Origin of the sequence: Chryseobacterium viscerum (genome assembly GCF_002899945.2) — a bacterium.
GTDB classification, from domain to species: Bacteria; Bacteroidota; Bacteroidia; order Flavobacteriales; family Weeksellaceae; genus Chryseobacterium; species Chryseobacterium viscerum.
The window spans coordinates 224,329-240,785 of sequence record NZ_PPEG02000009.1; the positions used below are offsets into that span (position 1 = coordinate 224,329).

Below are 16,457 nucleotides of genomic sequence, written 5' to 3' on the forward strand. Positions count from 1 at the left end.
CTTTTTTTCATCTATGTGTTGTTTGTATGATTTCTTATAAGTGAAAAAATTAATATTTCTATTGAACGAAAAATTTAAGTAAAAAATACTTTTTGAATTATATTTTATTTATTGATTAGCTTTCCCAATCTCTCCATCATTTCATCTTTATAAATCTTTTAAGAAAGGTTGAATTGTAAATCAGTTATGCTATTTATTGATAATTATTAAACGTGTTTGAGATAATAATGCTTATTCATCCTAACAAGCTATAATCAAATCCTTTCTGGGATTATAAAATTTAATACATTATACTTTGTTATACTATGTATTGTGTTGTATATTTGCCAAATGAATAAGGAATTTATTTACAAATGGCAATCACAAGTTAAAAAAGGAACTTTATCATTTATTGTTCTCCTTGTGTTAAAAGAAAATGAAATGTATGGTTATGAACTTTTAGAAAAAATAAAATCAATAACCGATATAGAAATTGCTGAAGGAACACTTTATCCATTGATGAATAGGCTGAAAACCGAAAATCTCTTAGAATCTAAATGGGTAGAACAAACAACTGGAATCCCAAGAAAATACTACTCCTTGACAACAACTGGGTTGAAAACTCTTGAAGAAATGAAAACTCAATGGAATAATTTACAAAATTTAATGTCTAAAATAATATAAAAATGGAATTTAAAAAAATACAATTTAAAAATCCTGATGCTCAAAAAAATTATAATAATTATTTGAAGCAAATTCAGTCGGCAACCAAAAAATTAAATAAAGAAGACCAATACGATGTTATAATGGAAATAAATAGTCATATCTATGAAAGTATGTCTAAAATTAATAATGATAGCAATGAAACTAAAAACTTGACAATAACACTTAACAAAATTGGAATTCCAAAAGAAGTTTTAAAACCCTTAGTAGCAGAGAAAAAATTAAGTCAGGCAACAAAAACCTTTAATCCTATACATATATTTCAAGCATTAGTTTTAAACTTTTCTTATGGTATTATATATCTTATATTTTTTATTTTATACTTATTCCTTTTTTCATTTATTGTTATGGTGCCCGTCAAGCTTTTATATCCCAATAATGTAGGTTTTTATTATAAAGAGGGAGAAATATTTCAATATGGTGGTTTTGTTACAAATGAATATTTAAAGAAATATGAAGTTCTTGGGTATTGGTTTATCCCAGTTACAATTCTTCTTGGACTCATATTCTATTTTTTTATTACATTTTTATTGAAAATAAAACAATCAATGGGAAAGAATAAGAACATAGCGTAGAACAAGATACAAAGTCAATTCTGGTTCGTAAAATTTCTTTCGAAATAAAGGCTCAACTTTTAGTTGAGCCTTACTTATTAAAATGAAAAAGTAATTATCCCGAATTACTTATATTTTATTTATTGATAAGCTTTTCAAGCCTATCCATCATATCATCCTTCTCCTTCAGCATACGTTCGTATAACACAATCTTTTCTTCGTGCAATGAAACTAATTTTTCAATCGGATGAAAATTTATAGTTCCGTAATTGAAAGAATTGCTAAAAGCGTGTTCTCCAAAAGTGTTAGAAATAATATTTATAGCCTGCTCTTCATCAAAGTTTTGAATAGCTTCAACCGGAATTTTCAATACTTCAGAAATCTTTTTTAACAAAGGATCTTCGATTATTTCCTTCTGTTCAAGCAAAGAAATTTTCTTTTGATTCCAATCATCGCCCAAGTCAAGAGCTAAAGCTTCCTGCTTAATGCCTAGCATCTCTCTAAAGCGTTTTACATTTCTTCCCTGATGTATTTTCTGTTCCATAGCGGTTATCAAATTTTAAAGGCTTAAAGATAAAGCCATTTCTGTTAAATCGTCTGAATTGTAAAGTTAAAAAATTATCCTGTAAAATATCCTTTTACATAGGTATAATATACGTTTATGGTATTGATTATCCTGCTTTGATATTAGTTACTTCGCTTAGAATAAACTTTAAGTATTATGAAAAAGAAGAAAATAGATTTTGAATCTGAATTTTGGGATGGTCATACAAAGCATTCTTGTTTGACACTGATAGATGCATTTTTTAAGATGGACTTTCTTTCTGCTGTAAGAGAAAGATTAAATGATGTGATGAACTACTCGACAAAATGCGAAGTTTTGACGAAAGAAGACCCGTCGCTAATATTCCATTACTACCTCTGTATGCGCTCATTCATAAGGGCAAGCTATGTTTTACAATTTAAAGCAGAAAAATGGAAAGTGAAACGTCCTCCAAAGTTTCCATCCAGATTACTGCAAGGTTCTCTTTCCGATGAAGAATATCGAAATCCATTTCTTGTTTTTGAAAAAGCTTTCAAAGAGTTTACTCTTAATGAATTTGAGTATTTCAATACAGAGATTGTTTATTTCTCTCTTGGCTCTTATTCAGATGAGTTGGAAGCAAATATCGTTACTCTTTTTATCCATCTTAATAAAATGCTTGATTCAGCGCAGATCATTCGTGAAAGAGGCCTAAAGAAAATAAAGGATAAAAAACCCACATCCGCAGAATAATATATCTTCTAAAGGAATTGAATACCAAATGATCTCTGACCAACTTTAATTCTTTAAAATTTAATATGAGAAATAAAGAAACAAGGAAAGAAAGAATCATCAACTCAATAGAGATGGTGGAAACGAGCTTTAAATTATTGTCGGACAAAAGGCAGATAGATGAACTGAATAAAGGAATCTTTCAGCTATTAGGTAAATTAGGAAATTCGGAAGTCACTGAACTTTTTGACCGCTATCCCAGACTGATACAAAAGTACAGTAGCAGAGAATTGTTTTCGGGAAACATAGAAATTCCTAACATTGATTCAGCCAATCTAAAGATTGCCGGACTACTCACATACCTGCAATTTCTGATTTCAAGCATTCCCGACTTTATAGACCAATCAGGGCGTATTATTCCTGCGGATGAAATTAAAAATGATAAATCCTATCAAGCTGAACATTATATAATTAATTCAATCCCTTTAGATGACTATATAGAGGATCTTTTCCTTACTGTCGTTTCTGCGACGGGAGAAGAATATTACAGAAAATTTATCGAAAAAACAGGTAATCCCGACTTTACAATTGATGAGATCCAGAAACTTGAAAACGATACCGAATTGCAGGAGCATATCGATTTAATGATTTGGTTTGCATTGGTTCGAATACTCTTAGAATCCCTGTACTTCTACTTCAATCCCGAAAATCACAATACCAAAAACCCATAACTATGAAAACTTCAGAACAACTTTCATTCTCAAAACTCGAAAACGAATTTTTAGAAGATTCTATCAAACAGCTTAACCAAGATTACATTGTCATTCAGATCTTTTATAATAAAAGTATACATTCTGAGGATTCCCATTTAATTATACATTTAGAACACAAGACGGATATTGATAAGCTAAAACAAAAACTCTGGATTAGAAATGCCTATGCTGAGCATAGAGTACACATCCATCTATTTTACAATACTCAACTCCATCAAAAATTTGATTCAGGACATCCCTTTGTCAAATTTTACTGCAAACCATCTGCCTTGATCTATCAAAATGAAAAATACCGAAATCACCTTTTAATTAACGGAAATTGGAAAAAGTTCAATAAAAAGTTCAAAAATTACAAGGAAAGATTTTACCACGATCACAATTTATTACTGTCTCAAACCCTTGAATTCATTAAGGATGAATCGTTTGTAAGTGTTTTCCTCAGCTATGAAAAGGTGATCAGGTATGACTTGGAATATCTGGAAAACCTATATACAGGATCTTCCTCTGATTCAAAAAATTTGCACGAGCGTATTTATCATTTAATACGCTATGCTCCCGAGATTCAAAAATATTTTGTGAAAAAAAATGGAAAGGAGTATTATCTGATCAGTTTATTTGACAAAGCAAGAAATTCTGCTCGTGAGGATGAACCTATGTATGACAACGAATTCTTTGAAGCCATCGGTATTGCAGAAGAAAGTCTTTTCAGTATGATAGAAATACGCTTAGACCAATTAAAAAAACAGATCAAGAAATCACCTCGTGACATTGCGATACCTTATGAAATACCTGATGTTTTGGCGGATCACAAAGATAAAATTGTTGATAAAGCTGTCAAAATCATTATAAAGTTGGAGAATACAGAAGAGATCTATCTGTTTCATAAAGCCATCTATGGAAACAATATTACCTATTATCTGCTTATAATTGCTCAAAACGTGAGCAATGAGAAACTTAGAGAGAAACAATATTATCTTAAAAGTAAAACTGGGAAACAATACGATTTTGTGCTTATCAGCCACGACCGCAATTGGATTCAGCAACACCTGTACAAGTATCAGAATTTCTTTGTGAACATTATACAGGGTAAAAACAGGATTTATGCTTCAAATCCTTATCATCCCAAGCCTCATTGGGAGTTTCCCCATCATCCGCATCAAGACTTGGATGATTATTACAAATCAGAAAAAGGTAATGCCTTACAGTTTTTGAGTATGGTTGGGAATGAAAACGAAAACCATCAGGGAATACCATATATTTTCGCTTTATTCTTCCTTTCCTTTTGCAGAACCTACATTTTTGTGAAGCTTTGCTATATGCCCAATTATCTGTCCTTTCAATCATTGTGGAAACTATGTTTATATGGCAATCCGGATCTGATACATTATCAACATTTATATGATGGATTCCTGCAAAAACTTATTCCCACTTTGGAATACCATAAGATTCTGCGTCATAAGTATACTTGTCTTGATAAGGAAGTAATAGATCAAATGAAAGTTCTTGTGGAAAAGCTGATGAATGAACTTGATGAATTGGTCATAGAAGAGGGCTTAATTGACAAAACAGAAAAGGATGCAACAATTGAATGAACCTCTAAGCAAAGCTATCATTCGGTTTATAGAAGACCACCCACCAAAAACTATGAAAAGAAATCTTTTTTCATTATTTGTAGACTATATTTATACTTTAAAGGGATGAACTCCAAATGATCTGGATAACATTCTGTTTGATTTTAAAGAACTTTTTATTCTTCTGGACAAAATAGAGGATGAAATTGAAAACCAAGGTGAAGATAAAGATTAGCACCTAAGTTAAAAACCCTTATAAACAGAATGTTTATAAGGGTTTTTGTAGAAATAGATTGTTTGTTATTTTAATTCAATTTCAATCGACTTTCAATATTAAATGATTTATCTAAACAAGGTATGAAAGTCAATCAAGAAATAAAAATAAAAACACCCAGTTTTATTTTAAAACTGGGTGTGATTTTGGGAGTAATCCTTGTAAAGTATTGATTTACAAGTGTATTTGTGGAGTTGGAGGGATTCGAACCCTCGTCCAAACAAGCAATACATAAGCTTTCTACATGCTTATTCTACTATTGATTTTCGACTGGAGGCAGAGAGCAGACACCCAACTTCCAGCTTATCTTCTAAGTTTTCGTGTTTTAGCCGAAGTTTCTAAAACCTTATTTCCGCATTCCTATATCCCAGAATCAAACGCCGCAGAACAGAGCATTTGTGGAATATCTTGCTTCCTTACTATCTTCGGGAAAACGCTTGATCTACTATACTTCGATATTAAGCTGCAAGAGCGAACTCTTCGTTGCCAGTTAAAATTTTGTAGCAAGGGATTATAGAGATCGCGCTACGGTTCTCTGCATGCTTACTTACCCATTGGTCTTGCTGTCGAAACCAGTCAACCCCATGAATAAAGTGAATGCAAAGATAATGCTTTTAGTTTACATTTCATTAATATGGTTGGATTTTAATGAAAATTGGGTGTAGAGTATATGGATTAATGATCTTGTGATGATTATATTTGATCATTGTGGATAAAAATAATATTCCGTGTTAATAGTCTTCAATACTGGATTTTTAAGCAAATTTTGAATGAGGAAGTGATTGTTTGTTGTAATATATTTTGTACTTTAAGAAAAAAAGTCTAGCTTTGCAATCCAAAATGAGATGTAAAATATGTTAATAATTCCAGTAAAAGATGGTGAATCCATCGACAGAGCTTTAAAAAAATACAAGAGAAAATTTGATAAAACAGGTACAGTTCGTCAATTAAGATCTAGACAAGCGTTTATCAAGCCTTCTGTAACTTTGAGACAATCTAAGTTAAAAGCTGCTTACAAACAAAGAGCACTTAGCAAGGAAGAGCAGGCTTAAGAATTTTTTTCTTAAACACATATTAAATTCACTTCTTAAATATTATATTTGAGGAGTGAATTTTTTATTTTATGCCCTAGCTCATGTTGGATAAATTTATAGACTACTTACAATTCGAGAAAAGGTATTCTCCTCATACCATTACAAGCTACAAAAAAGACCTTGCAGACTTTTCCCATTTCTGTCTCCGAACAGAATCTTCCGACAATTTAGCCAAAGCAGACAAGAAAATTATAAGAAATTTTATTGTTGAACTGAGTGAAAACAATATTTCCAAAAGAAGTATTAATAGGAAGTTGTCCTCTCTTCGTAGTTTTTATCTATTTCTTTTGAAAATAGGGGAAATTAAAGTTTCTCCTACAGAAGGAATCTCTTCCCTGAAGTTTTACGCTGAAAAACAGATCCCTATGTCTGAAGAAGAAATGAAGGATCTTAATGAAAGAATCTTCGAACAGGTACATAATGTGCTTGAAAAATGCATTATGGAGGTACTTTACCAAACAGGGATGCGTAAAGCCGAACTTTGTGGCCTGATATTTGAGAATGTTGACTTATACGGAAATGAATTAAAAGTAATAGGGAAAGGGAATAAAGAAAGGGTAGTTCCCATTTCCAATGAATTGTCTGAGCTTCTTAAGAGCTATATGGAAGTAAGAAAACCACAGGCAGAATATCAATCGTATTTTTTTGTAAATAAGAAAGGGAAAAAACTCAGCGAAAAATTTGTTTATGTGGTAGTTAATAAGTACCTTAGTCTTATAACAACGAAAGAAAAAAGAAGTCCTCACATCCTTCGTCATAGCTTTGCTACTCACGTATTGGATAATGGGGCGGAGATCTCCAAAGTGAAAAAAATATTAGGGCATTCCAGTCTTGCCAGTACTCAAGTCTATACGAATGCTAATATTGAACAATTGAAAAAAGTGTTTAATCAGGCTCACCCTCGAGCATCAAAAAAAGAAGAATTATGAAGATTTCAGTACAATCAATTGGTTTAACTCCACACGAACCACTAGAATCACACATCGAAAAAAAAGTAAGCAAATTAGATACCTTCTATGATAAGATTCATGAGTGTAAGGTATTCTTAAAAGTAGAAAATAACGCGGATAAAGCGAATAAAACTGCTGAGATTATTTTGGCGGTTCCGGGTGACGATATCGTAGTAAAAAAGACAACAGCGAGTTTTGAAGAAAGTATGGACCTTTGTGTTGATACTGCTAAAAAGCTCTTAATCAAGAAGAAAGAAATGGCTTAAAAAAAAAGTCGAAAAAAGTTTATAAAATATTTGAGAATTCAAAAAATCCGTTCTATATTTGCACTCGCAAAAAAGGAACAGCGATCTTTTGAATTCTTTTTTATATTTGCCTCCATAGCTCAGTTGGCCAGAGCACGTGATTTGTAATCTCGGGGTCGTGGGTTCGAATCCCTCTGGAGGCTCATTTTAATATAACATATTTGGGGAGATTCCAGAGTGGCTAAATGGGACTGACTGTAACTCAGTTGCTTCGGCTTCGCAGGTTCGAATCCTGCTCTCCCCACTTTATATTTTTATAAAAAAAACTTGCAAGATTAAATAAGTTTTCTTAGTTTTGCACAGCGTTTACCAATGGTTTTGGAAACAAAATTGCGGAAGTAGCTCAGTTGGTAGAGCGTCAGCCTTCCAAGCTGAATGTCGCGGGTTCGACCCCCGTCTTCCGCTCAAAAAAATCATCTTTTTAAAGTGATTTTTTTTAACACTGAAACGTGTAGAGTAGAGTCTCTCTATCACTTTCAGTCTTTTATTAAAATGCCTCCATAGCTCAGTTGGCCAGAGCACGTGATTTGTAATCTCGGGGTCGTGGGTTCGAATCCCTCTGGAGGCTCATTTTAATATAACATATTTGGGGAGATTCCAGAGTGGCTAAATGGGACTGACTGTAACTCAGTTGCTTCGGCTTCGCAGGTTCGAATCCTGCTCTCCCCACTTTTTATATTATAAAAAAAACTTGCAAAATCAAAGAAGTTTTCTTAGTTTTGCACAGCGTTTACCAATAATTTTGGAAACAAAATTGCGGAAGTAGCTCAGTTGGTAGAGCGTCAGCCTTCCAAGCTGAATGTCGCGGGTTCGACCCCCGTCTTCCGCTCAAAAAAAATCACGCTACTCAGTGTGATTTTTTTATTTGATGCCGACTTAGCTCAGCGGTAGAGTGCTTCCTTGGTAAGGAAGAGGTCACGGGTTCAAGTCCCGTAGTTGGCTCTCGATTTTCCCGAATTTCTTCGGGATTTTTTTTTGCCCAAATTTTATTTTAAAAAAGAAAAGGAAAACGATTTTGTTTTTAAAGCCATTTTATAGCTAAACGTCTGCTTAGATAAAATCATGACCCATTGCTTCATAATTTTTTTACCTAATCTCTCTTCAATATCAAATAGAGATAGGTTCTAAAAACTTTTACTTCATCTTTAGAATCTCAATCATAAAATTTTCGTTAAATTCGTGTAAAATAAATTTTTGATGAATATTCTTTTATTAGAAGATGATCTCATTCTTTCTGCAGAGCTTTGCAGATTTTTAGAATCAAATAATTTTAGCTGTGATAAGATCTATGACGGAGAGACTTTTCTCCGCCAGATAAAAAATAATACATATGATCTGTATTTATTGGATATCAATGTTCCCAAAATAAATGGACTTGATGTCTGCCAGACGATTCGTTCTTTCGACAAGAACACACCCATTATTATCATTTCTGCTTATGGAGATATCTCTGATAAGAAGGATGCCTTTACCAGGCTGGCTGATGACTATCTGGTAAAACCTTTTCAGTTTGAAGAACTTCTTTTAAGAATAAATTCTTTGTTGAGGAGAAAAGCACCTTCAGATAATTCGGATCAAGATATTCTGAGGATAGATGACCTCATTATCAATAAAACTGAGCAAAAGGTCTATCGAGGTGGAAATGAAATAACACTTACGCTGAAAGAATTTCAACTGCTGGTCTATCTTGCGGAAGCGCAAGGGAGAACGGTTTCCAAACAGCAGATCACAGAACATGTGTGGGAACACAATTTTAATACAAATACGAATACAGTGGAAGTTTATATCAATTTCTTAAGGAAAAAGATTGATAAAGATTTCAAAGTAAAATTAATTCATACCCGTTCCGGTTTCGGATATTACCTAAGTCCATTATAAATGTCTTTAAAAAGAAAGATAGCTTTGACGATCAGTATCGCCTTTTCATTACTCTTTGGAATGGTGATGGCGGTTATTTATTTATCTTTTAATGATTTTAGAAGAGATGAGTTCAAAGAAAGGTTCAGGCAGAGACTTGAATTTACTTCCCATTTCATTTCAAAATCCAAAGATTTTGAAGAAGAAGCTCCGGTTTTTTTCAATGAGAACTCTGATAATATCCTTTTGAATGAAAAGATTTTAATTTTCAATGAAAAAAAGGAACTGATCTATAGTACAATCAAGGATCGGAATGTTACCTGGGATAGTGCGATGCTTAAAGAGCTGGATAGAAAGAAGATTATTTACACAGAGAAAACAATTCCGGAGATCTATGCTGCGCTTAGAAATATCAATGGTGAAAACTATTATATTTTGACCAGTGCCTTTGATACTAATGGAAAATCAAAGCTGGGGTATCTTAAATATCTTTTGATCACAGCATATGTTATGAGTACAATGCTTATTGGGTTTTTTAGTTATTATTTTGTTGAAAAATTCCTCCGTCCGCTGGAAGACCTGAATAAGGAAATTTCTGAAGTTACGGCCCATAAACTGACAACGCAGATTCCTGTTCAGCAGTCCAATGATGAAGTGAGTGTCCTTGCAAAATCTTTTAATACCATGATCGGAAGATTGGATGATGTATTTCAGTCACAAAAGGATTTTACAGCGAGTGCTTCACATGAGATCAGAACACCCATTACAAGGATGGCATTTCAGTTGGAAAACCTTATTAAATTTGAGGAACATTCTCCAGAAACCTTATCCGCCCTGCAGCAGATTCAGCGGGATGTATACCAGTTGTCAGATCTGACGAATTCTCTCTTGCTGCTTACGAAATTTGATAAAGAAAATATCCAGAGTATCTATGAAGAGGTAAGGATTGATGAAGTCATTTTTGAGGCCTTTGAAGCAGTCGAGAAAAGTTACCCGAAACTTAAGATGGATTTCCTGATTAATGAAGATAGTTCTGAAAATGCTTTTCTGACGATAAAAGGGATTCAGTCGCTGCTGGTGATTGTCTTTATTAATCTTTTCAAAAATGCAGCGGTATATTCAGACAATACGGAAGTGAATGTCTTGATTACCGAAACAAGCGATAATCTTTCTATAGAAGTTATTTCTCACGGAAATACCATTTCTGAAGGAGAACAGATGAAACTGTTTGAAGCTTTCACAAGAGGAAATAATGCTCAAAATATATCAGGATCAGGCTTAGGTCTTAGAATCGTTAAAAGAATCCTTGAATACCACGATGCTGATATTATATACTCTTCTCCTGAAGATTACATTAATAAATTCACATTATTTTTCAAAAAATAAGTATAAAAGCAACTGGTCTTAAAAAAACAGTTGCTTTTTTGTTAAACTACGGATTAAATTTTTAATTAAAAATTCAACAATAAGAGAATAAAATACTTTTTTTATTCTTTCAGACTTCTTGTAAATGGGCTATTCAAGCCTATTTTAATATTTTTTTAAGCGTCATTTAAGTTTCTTTTAATCGCATCAAAGCAATTTTGTATTTTAAAAAGAAAAATAATGAACAGAATTGCAGTGCTGTGCCTCACCATTTCCTCATTCATGGCGGCACAACAGCAGATGTCTCTTTTGGATTGTGAAGAAGCTTTTCAGAAGAACAACTTACAACTGCTCGCCGAACAATACAACATCAATATGGCTGATGCAGATATTCTGCAGGCTAAAATCTGGGAATTGCCCCAATTGAGTGGGCAGTTTAATGCTTATAATCCTAAAGATAAAAAGGTTTTTGATGTAGGACATTCAAAAGGAGCGGGAATTACACAGTTGATCTATATGGGTGGGAAAAAGAAAAATGAAATTGCTTTTGCCAAATCCAATAAAGAATTGGCGCAGCTTCAGTTTTCCCAATTGCTTGCCGATTTAAGATCTCAGCTTCGTTCTGCTTATTTTAATCTTTATTACGAAAAACTAAAACTTGAGAACACCAATAAGCAGCTAGGGTATATGAATGACCTCTTAAATGCCTATCGTGTACAGTCGGCAAAAGGAAACGTTTCCCTTAAAGATGCTGTCAGACTTCAGAGTATTGTGATCCAACTGAATCATGATAAACTGGAGATCAATAAAAACATTCTTGATTTTGAACAGAATTTAAAAGTGTTAACGGGAATTTCAGAAGATATAGAGCCCACAATGTCTGAGGCTGAAGCTAAAGAAGCATTGGCGGCACAACCCTTCGGCGATGAAGAAGAGCTTAAAGGCAAAGCGCTGGAAAATAATGCAGATTACCGATATAACCTTAAGCTTATTGATAACAGTAAGCTATATGCACAATGGCAGAAATCATTGAATGTACCTGATGTGACAGTAGGTGCTGCATGGGATCAGGCAGGAGGAACATTTAATAATGAAGCCAACCTGACTCTAGGAATTCCTTTGCCTTTATGGAAATCAAATCAGGGGAATGTGGAAAAAGCAAACTATGCTATTCAGCAGAACCAGAAAAATGCAGACTTTCAGAAACTCACACTACAAACCAAAATTCAGTCTGCCTATAAAACCTGGAAGACCCAGTATGATCAGCTTCTGGATATTAAAACGACAGATCTGCAGAATATGGATCTTGTATACAACGGAATGTTGACCAATTTCAGAAAAGGAAATGTCAACCTGATAGAATTTACAGATTTCATGGACAGCTATAGGGAAACAGCCCTTCAGATCTATGATATGAAAAATGAAATCATGCAGTCGGCAGAACAGCTTAATCAACTAGTACAAACGAAAATCTTCTATTAAAATCATGAAAACATATATTATCCCCGTATTGATAGCCCTCTCATTATTGGCCTGTTCAAAAAAAGAGGAAGAAAAAACCAATCAGGCTAAAAAAGGATTTGAGCTTAGCAATACCATGTTGAGTTCTATTTCTCTGGCAAAAGTTGAAAAGAAGAATATAGAAGATCAGTATAGCTTCTACGGAAAGATCTCTGCAGATAAAAACAGTTATATAGATGTTTATCCATTGGTAGGAGGAAACGTGATGAGTGTAAATGTAGAGCTTGGAGATTATGTAAAAAAGGGGCAGGTGCTGGCAACGATCCGAAGTACCGAGCTTGCAGAAATTCAAAAAGATGTAAGTGATGCTAAAACCGATATGGTAGTGGCTAAAAATAATCTTCGTGTTGCCAAGGAATTGTATGAAGGAAAACTTAATACAGAAAGAGATGTCCTGGAAGCTAAAAGCCAATTGCAAAAAGCCGAAGACCAAATGCAGAGAACAGCAGCAATAAGTACGGTCTATAATGTGAAAAGCGGAAATATATACAGTGTAGTAGCCCCTATCAGCGGTTATATTGTTCAGAAAAGTATCAATAAAGATATGCAGCTGAGAAGTGACAGGAGTGATAATATCTTTGATGTTGCCAATACAACCAATGTATGGGCCATCATGAACGTCAATGAATCTGATATTGATAAGATCAGCCTTGGAATGAAAGCGCAGGTATCTACCCTCTCTTATCCGGATAAATTTTTTGATGGGAAAATCGATAAAATATTCAAGATTATTGATCCGCAGACCAATGCCATGCAGGCAAGAGTAGTGCTGGACAACGCCAACGGACTTCTGATTCCGGATAGTAAAGCTACGATAAAAGTATCCAGCTTAGAAAGCAGTACGATGCTTACTTTACCGTCAAAGGCTGTCATTTTTGATGACAACAAAAGCTTTGTCGTTATTTTCAAATCTAGAACAGATGTGAAAATCAGAGAAATTAAAGTATTAAAGCAGGTAGGAGATGTTACCTATGTTGCAGATGGACTGAAAGAAGGAGAAGAAGTGATTACCAACAATCAGCTGCTGATATACCGTTCACTGAACAGCTAGTCTTATTAAACCATTAAGAATATTTGTATTTTCTTTCAACGGCTTTTTTAGGTCATCAATTTATCTATCATGAATAAATTCATAAAAAATATAATTGCTTTTTCATTAAAAAATAAAGCATTTACCTTTATCTGGGTGGCGATTTTAGCGATCTCCGGTTTTATAAGTTTCAAAAATATGCCTATTGAAGCTTTTCCGGATGTTACCAATACCCAGATTGTAATCATTACCCAGTGGAATGGGCGTAGTGCAGAAGAAGTAGAACGTTTTGTTACTACCCCCATTGAGTTGGCGATGAGCCCGGTTCAGAAGAAAACAAGTGTGAGGAGTACCACGATGTTTGGACTTTCCATTGTTAAAATTCTGTTTGACGATGGGGTGGACGATACTTTTGCCAGAAATCAGGTCAATAACCAGTTAAGAACCATTAGCCTTCCTGATGAGGTAGACCCGGAAGTACAGCCACCCTACGGGCCAACCGGTGAGATTTTCAGATATACGCTGGAAAGTAAAACAAAGGATTCCCGTAGTCTTCTTACGCTGCAAAATTGGGTGATAGACCGTGCTTTAAGAGGAGTGCCCGGTGTAGCAGATATTAACGTTTTCGGAGGACAGGATAAAGTGTTCGAATTGAGTATCGATCCACGCGCATTAGATAAATACAACCTGACACCGCTTCAGGTATATGATGCCGTTACCAAGAGTAATCTGAATGTAGGGGGTGATGTGATTGAGAAAAATGGGCAGGCCTATGTTGTAAGAGGAATTGGCTTGGTAAAATCGATTGCCGACATCGGAAATATTACCATTCAAAATGATAGTGGAAACCCTGTTTTGGTAAAAAATGTAGCAGAAGTACATGAAAGTTCTATGCCTAGAGTAGGACAGGCGGCTCTGAATAATCACGATGATACAGTAGAAGGAATCGTGGTAATGAGAAAAGGAGAAAATCCAAGAGAAGTTTTGGTGGGAGTGAAAGCTAAAATTAAAGAGCTCAACGAAAAAGTTCTTCCAAAAGATGTGAAAATGGTTACTTTCTATGACCGTGATAACCTGATGGATTTTACGACCCATACTGTAATGCATAATCTTATTGAAGGAATTGTACTGGTAACGGTAATCGTTTTGATCTTTATGGCCGACTGGAGAACAACATTGATTGTTTCCATCATTATTCCTCTATCCTTACTATTTGCATTTTTATGTTTAAAACTAGCCGGGATGAGTGCCAACCTGCTTTCATTAGGAGCAGTAGACTTTGGGATTATCATAGACGGAGCCGTCGTCATGGTAGAAGGACTCTTCGTAATGCTGGATCATAAAGCCAAACGGTATGGCATGGAGAAATTTAATAAACTTGCAAAGGGAGGCTGGATCAAGCAGACCGGAACCGGATTAGGAAAAGCAATCTTCTTTTCAAAATTGATTATCATTACCTCTCTTATTCCCATCTTCTCATTCCAGAAAGTGGAAGGGAAGATGTTCTCGCCTTTAGCGTTTACGTTGGGATTTGCATTGATAGGAGCATTGATATTTACATTAACATTGGTTCCTGTTCTTTCCCATCTCCTTTTAAATAAAAATGTAAGAGAAAAGAACAATCCGTTTGTTAATTTTTGGGATAGGATCGTTTTGAAAGGCTTTAATTTAACATTTAAGCATAAAAAAACGAGTATGATTGTTGCGATCTCGTTTCTGGTAGTTACTTTGTTTTCCGGTAAATTTTTAGGAACAGAATTCTTGCCGCAGCTCAACGAAGGTTCACTTTGGATCACTGCTGAAATGCCAATGAGTTCTTCATTGAAAGAATCATTGAAAACAGCAGATCTTTTAAAGAAAGACATTATGAGCTTCTCAGAAGTGACAGATGTTCTTGCGCAGACAGGGAGAAGTAATGATGGAACAGATCCCAATGGATTCGGGTTTGTACAGTTTGCCGTTAACCTTAAGCCAAGAGAAGAATGGAAACGTAAGATCACCTACGATGAATTGATTAATGAAATTGACAAAAAGCTCAGAAGTTATCAGGGAATTACGTTCAACTATTCCCAACCGATTTCCGATAACGTAGCAGAAGCTGTAGCTGGTTTTAAAGCCGAAAACGGAATCAAAATTTATGGTGATAACCTGGAAACCCTTGATAAATTAGCCAACGAAGTGGTATTAAAAATTAAAGATGTACAAGGGGTAAAAGATCCGGGAATTATTAAAAATATAGGACAGCCAGAAGTAAGTGTTGTGCTGGACAGAGATAAAATGGCTGCTTATGGAGTAATGCCGGCGGATGCACAAGCCGTACTGGAAATGGCTTTTGGAGGAAAAACCGCTTCAGAAATGTTCGATGGCGAAAGAAAGTTCCCAATCCGTCTGCGATATTCCCAGGAATACAGAACCAATGAAAATGACATTGCAGCGTTGATGGTTCCTACACAGGATGGGGCAAAGATTCCTTTAAAAGAAATCAGTACTATCGTTAAAGACAACGGGGCTGCATTTATTTATAGAGATAATATCAAAAGATATATTGGAGTTAAATTCTCCATTCGGGATAGAGATTTAGGAAGTACGATCGCCGATGCCCAGAAAAAAGTGGATGCTATTGAACTTCCTGATGGGTATTCCGTAGGATGGACCGGTCAGTTTGAAAACCAGCAACGTGCATCACACAGGCTGACGCAGGTGGTACCGGTGAGTATTCTGATGATTTTCTTCCTGCTGTTTATTCTGTTTGGAAATATGAAGGATTCCCTTTTGGTATTGGCCAACGTACCTTTTGCTTTAATCGGTGGGATTATTGCACTGCATGTTACCGGAATCAATTTTGGAATCTCTGCCGGAGTAGGAATGATTGCCCTTTTGGGAATTTGTATCCAGAACGGTGTCATCCTTATCACGGAGTTCCATCAGAACGTTAAAGACGGCATGGATATAGACTCAGCGATATTAAACGGAGTGAAATCCAGAACCAGACCAGTAATTATGACAGCACTTATGGCGTCTATAGGATTGATGCCGGCAGCTTTATCTACAGGTATTGGCTCGGAATCACAAAAACCTTTGGCTATTGTAATTATTGGAGGACTTATTACAGCAACAGTTCTTACACTGCTTATTTTCCCGATTATCTTCTGGATATTCAACAGGACGAAGAAGCTCAGTCATATTTAAATTATCTTTCATTTATA

At 34.8% G+C, this 16,457-nt stretch carries 14 protein-coding genes, 7 tRNA genes and 1 other RNA gene; 20 read left to right on the top strand and 2 right to left on the bottom strand.

Going from position 1 to position 16,457, the window contains the following annotated elements; genetic code table 11:
- Positions 1-330 precede the first annotated feature (330 nt).
- Both C1634_RS20605 and C1634_RS20610 read left to right on the top strand, forming a co-directional pair.
- The gene (locus C1634_RS20605) at positions 331-663 is read left to right on the top strand and encodes a PadR family transcriptional regulator (RefSeq protein WP_109739061.1); all 333 of its coding nucleotides are present in this window, start codon (positions 331-333) and stop codon (positions 661-663) included.
- Positions 664-665: 2 nt separating this feature from the next.
- Entirely contained in the window at positions 666-1,277 is a 612-nt protein-coding gene (locus C1634_RS20610; protein ID WP_103233152.1) for a DUF1700 domain-containing protein, read from the top strand.
- Between the two features lie 115 nt (positions 1,278-1,392).
- Here the strand turns inward: C1634_RS20610 and C1634_RS20615 are convergent, their stop codons facing one another.
- Entirely contained in the window at positions 1,393-1,800 is a 408-nt protein-coding gene (locus tag C1634_RS20615) for a helix-turn-helix domain-containing protein (RefSeq protein ID WP_103233153.1), read from the bottom strand.
- A 177-nt stretch (positions 1,801-1,977) separates the two neighbouring features.
- Here C1634_RS20615 and C1634_RS20620 point away from each other — a divergent pair, with 177 nt between their 5' ends.
- From C1634_RS20620 to C1634_RS20630, 3 genes are all read left to right on the top strand, one after another.
- Positions 1,978-2,532 carry a hypothetical protein gene (locus tag C1634_RS20620; RefSeq protein ID WP_103233154.1) on the top strand — a complete coding sequence of 185 codons (555 nt, stop codon included), beginning with the start codon at positions 1,978-1,980 and terminating at the stop codon, positions 2,530-2,532.
- A gap of 65 nt (positions 2,533-2,597) precedes the next feature.
- Positions 2,598-3,242: a hypothetical protein gene (locus C1634_RS20625; RefSeq protein ID WP_103233155.1), complete on the top strand. Its 645-nt coding sequence runs from the start codon at positions 2,598-2,600 to the stop codon at positions 3,240-3,242.
- A 2-nt stretch (positions 3,243-3,244) separates the two neighbouring features.
- The gene (locus C1634_RS20630; protein ID WP_109739062.1) at positions 3,245-4,876 is read left to right on the top strand and encodes a hypothetical protein; all 1,632 of its coding nucleotides are present in this window, start codon (positions 3,245-3,247) and stop codon (positions 4,874-4,876) included.
- A 439-nt stretch (positions 4,877-5,315) separates the two neighbouring features.
- Here C1634_RS20630 and ssrA read toward each other — a convergent pair.
- Positions 5,316-5,713, bottom strand: a transfer-messenger RNA (tmRNA) gene (gene ssrA / locus C1634_RS20635).
- A 270-nt stretch (positions 5,714-5,983) separates the two neighbouring features.
- Between ssrA and rpsU the strand changes: the two genes are divergently transcribed.
- From rpsU to C1634_RS20710, 15 genes are all read left to right on the top strand, one after another.
- A complete protein-coding gene (rpsU, locus tag C1634_RS20640) occupies positions 5,984-6,181 on the top strand; it encodes a 30S ribosomal protein S21 (RefSeq protein WP_045501128.1) in 198 nt (65 codons plus the stop codon).
- 83 nt (positions 6,182-6,264) lie between these two features.
- Entirely contained in the window at positions 6,265-7,152 is an 888-nt protein-coding gene (locus C1634_RS20645; protein ID WP_103233158.1) for a tyrosine-type recombinase/integrase, read from the top strand.
- A complete protein-coding gene (locus C1634_RS20650) occupies positions 7,149-7,439 on the top strand; it encodes an HPF/RaiA family ribosome-associated protein (protein WP_103233159.1) in 291 nt (96 codons plus the stop codon). Before C1634_RS20645 ends, C1634_RS20650 begins: the two co-directional genes overlap by 4 nt.
- A gap of 108 nt (positions 7,440-7,547) precedes the next feature.
- Positions 7,548-7,621: transfer RNA gene (locus tag C1634_RS20655), tRNA-Thr, on the top strand.
- 20 nt (positions 7,622-7,641) lie between these two features.
- Positions 7,642-7,722, top strand: a tRNA-Tyr gene (locus C1634_RS20660).
- An 88-nt stretch (positions 7,723-7,810) separates the two neighbouring features.
- A tRNA-Gly gene (locus C1634_RS20665) sits at positions 7,811-7,883 on the top strand.
- A gap of 89 nt (positions 7,884-7,972) precedes the next feature.
- Positions 7,973-8,046 (top strand) — tRNA-Thr (locus C1634_RS20670).
- Positions 8,047-8,066: 20 nt separating this feature from the next.
- Positions 8,067-8,147: transfer RNA gene (locus C1634_RS20675), tRNA-Tyr, on the top strand.
- Between the two features lie 87 nt (positions 8,148-8,234).
- Positions 8,235-8,307: transfer RNA gene (locus C1634_RS20680), tRNA-Gly, on the top strand.
- Positions 8,308-8,348: 41 nt separating this feature from the next.
- Positions 8,349-8,420 (top strand) — tRNA-Thr (locus C1634_RS20685).
- A 255-nt stretch (positions 8,421-8,675) separates the two neighbouring features.
- Positions 8,676-9,356: a response regulator transcription factor gene (locus tag C1634_RS20690; RefSeq protein ID WP_103233160.1), complete on the top strand. Its 681-nt coding sequence runs from the start codon at positions 8,676-8,678 to the stop codon at positions 9,354-9,356.
- The gene (locus C1634_RS20695) at positions 9,357-10,721 is read left to right on the top strand and encodes a sensor histidine kinase (protein ID WP_103233161.1); all 1,365 of its coding nucleotides are present in this window, start codon (positions 9,357-9,359) and stop codon (positions 10,719-10,721) included.
- A 219-nt stretch (positions 10,722-10,940) separates the two neighbouring features.
- On the top strand, positions 10,941-12,182 hold the full coding sequence (locus C1634_RS20700; RefSeq protein ID WP_103233162.1) for a TolC family protein: 1,242 nt from the start codon (positions 10,941-10,943) through the stop codon (positions 12,180-12,182).
- 4 nt (positions 12,183-12,186) lie between these two features.
- Complete coding sequence (locus C1634_RS20705; RefSeq protein WP_103233163.1) at positions 12,187-13,272, top strand: efflux RND transporter periplasmic adaptor subunit; 1,086 nt, start codon at positions 12,187-12,189, stop codon at positions 13,270-13,272.
- Positions 13,273-13,341: 69 nt separating this feature from the next.
- Complete coding sequence (locus tag C1634_RS20710) at positions 13,342-16,440, top strand: efflux RND transporter permease subunit (RefSeq protein ID WP_109739063.1); 3,099 nt, start codon at positions 13,342-13,344, stop codon at positions 16,438-16,440.
- Positions 16,441-16,457: the final 17 nt, after the last annotated feature.

Bases quoted from the DNA above. Each gene is read 5' to 3' on its own strand.
- C1634_RS20605 (WP_109739061.1), top strand. From the start codon at position 331: ATGAATAAGGAATTTATTTACAAATGGCAATCACAAGTTAAAAAAGGA.
- C1634_RS20610 (WP_103233152.1), top strand. From the start codon at position 666: ATGGAATTTAAAAAAATACAATTTAAAAATCCTGATGCTCAAAAAAAT.
- C1634_RS20615 (WP_103233153.1), bottom strand. From the start codon at position 1,800: ATGGAACAGAAAATACATCAGGGAAGAAATGTAAAACGCTTTAGAGAG.
- C1634_RS20620 (WP_103233154.1), top strand. From the start codon at position 1,978: ATGAAAAAGAAGAAAATAGATTTTGAATCTGAATTTTGGGATGGTCAT.
- C1634_RS20625 (WP_103233155.1), top strand. From the start codon at position 2,598: ATGAGAAATAAAGAAACAAGGAAAGAAAGAATCATCAACTCAATAGAG.
- C1634_RS20630 (WP_109739062.1), top strand. From the start codon at position 3,245: ATGAAAACTTCAGAACAACTTTCATTCTCAAAACTCGAAAACGAATTT.
- rpsU (WP_045501128.1), top strand. From the start codon at position 5,984: ATGTTAATAATTCCAGTAAAAGATGGTGAATCCATCGACAGAGCTTTA.
- C1634_RS20645 (WP_103233158.1), top strand. From the start codon at position 6,265: ATGTTGGATAAATTTATAGACTACTTACAATTCGAGAAAAGGTATTCT.
- C1634_RS20650 (WP_103233159.1), top strand. From the start codon at position 7,149: ATGAAGATTTCAGTACAATCAATTGGTTTAACTCCACACGAACCACTA.
- C1634_RS20690 (WP_103233160.1), top strand. From the start codon at position 8,676: ATGAATATTCTTTTATTAGAAGATGATCTCATTCTTTCTGCAGAGCTT.
- C1634_RS20695 (WP_103233161.1), top strand. From the start codon at position 9,357: ATGTCTTTAAAAAGAAAGATAGCTTTGACGATCAGTATCGCCTTTTCA.
- C1634_RS20700 (WP_103233162.1), top strand. From the start codon at position 10,941: ATGAACAGAATTGCAGTGCTGTGCCTCACCATTTCCTCATTCATGGCG.
- C1634_RS20705 (WP_103233163.1), top strand. From the start codon at position 12,187: ATGAAAACATATATTATCCCCGTATTGATAGCCCTCTCATTATTGGCC.
- C1634_RS20710 (WP_109739063.1), top strand. From the start codon at position 13,342: ATGAATAAATTCATAAAAAATATAATTGCTTTTTCATTAAAAAATAAA.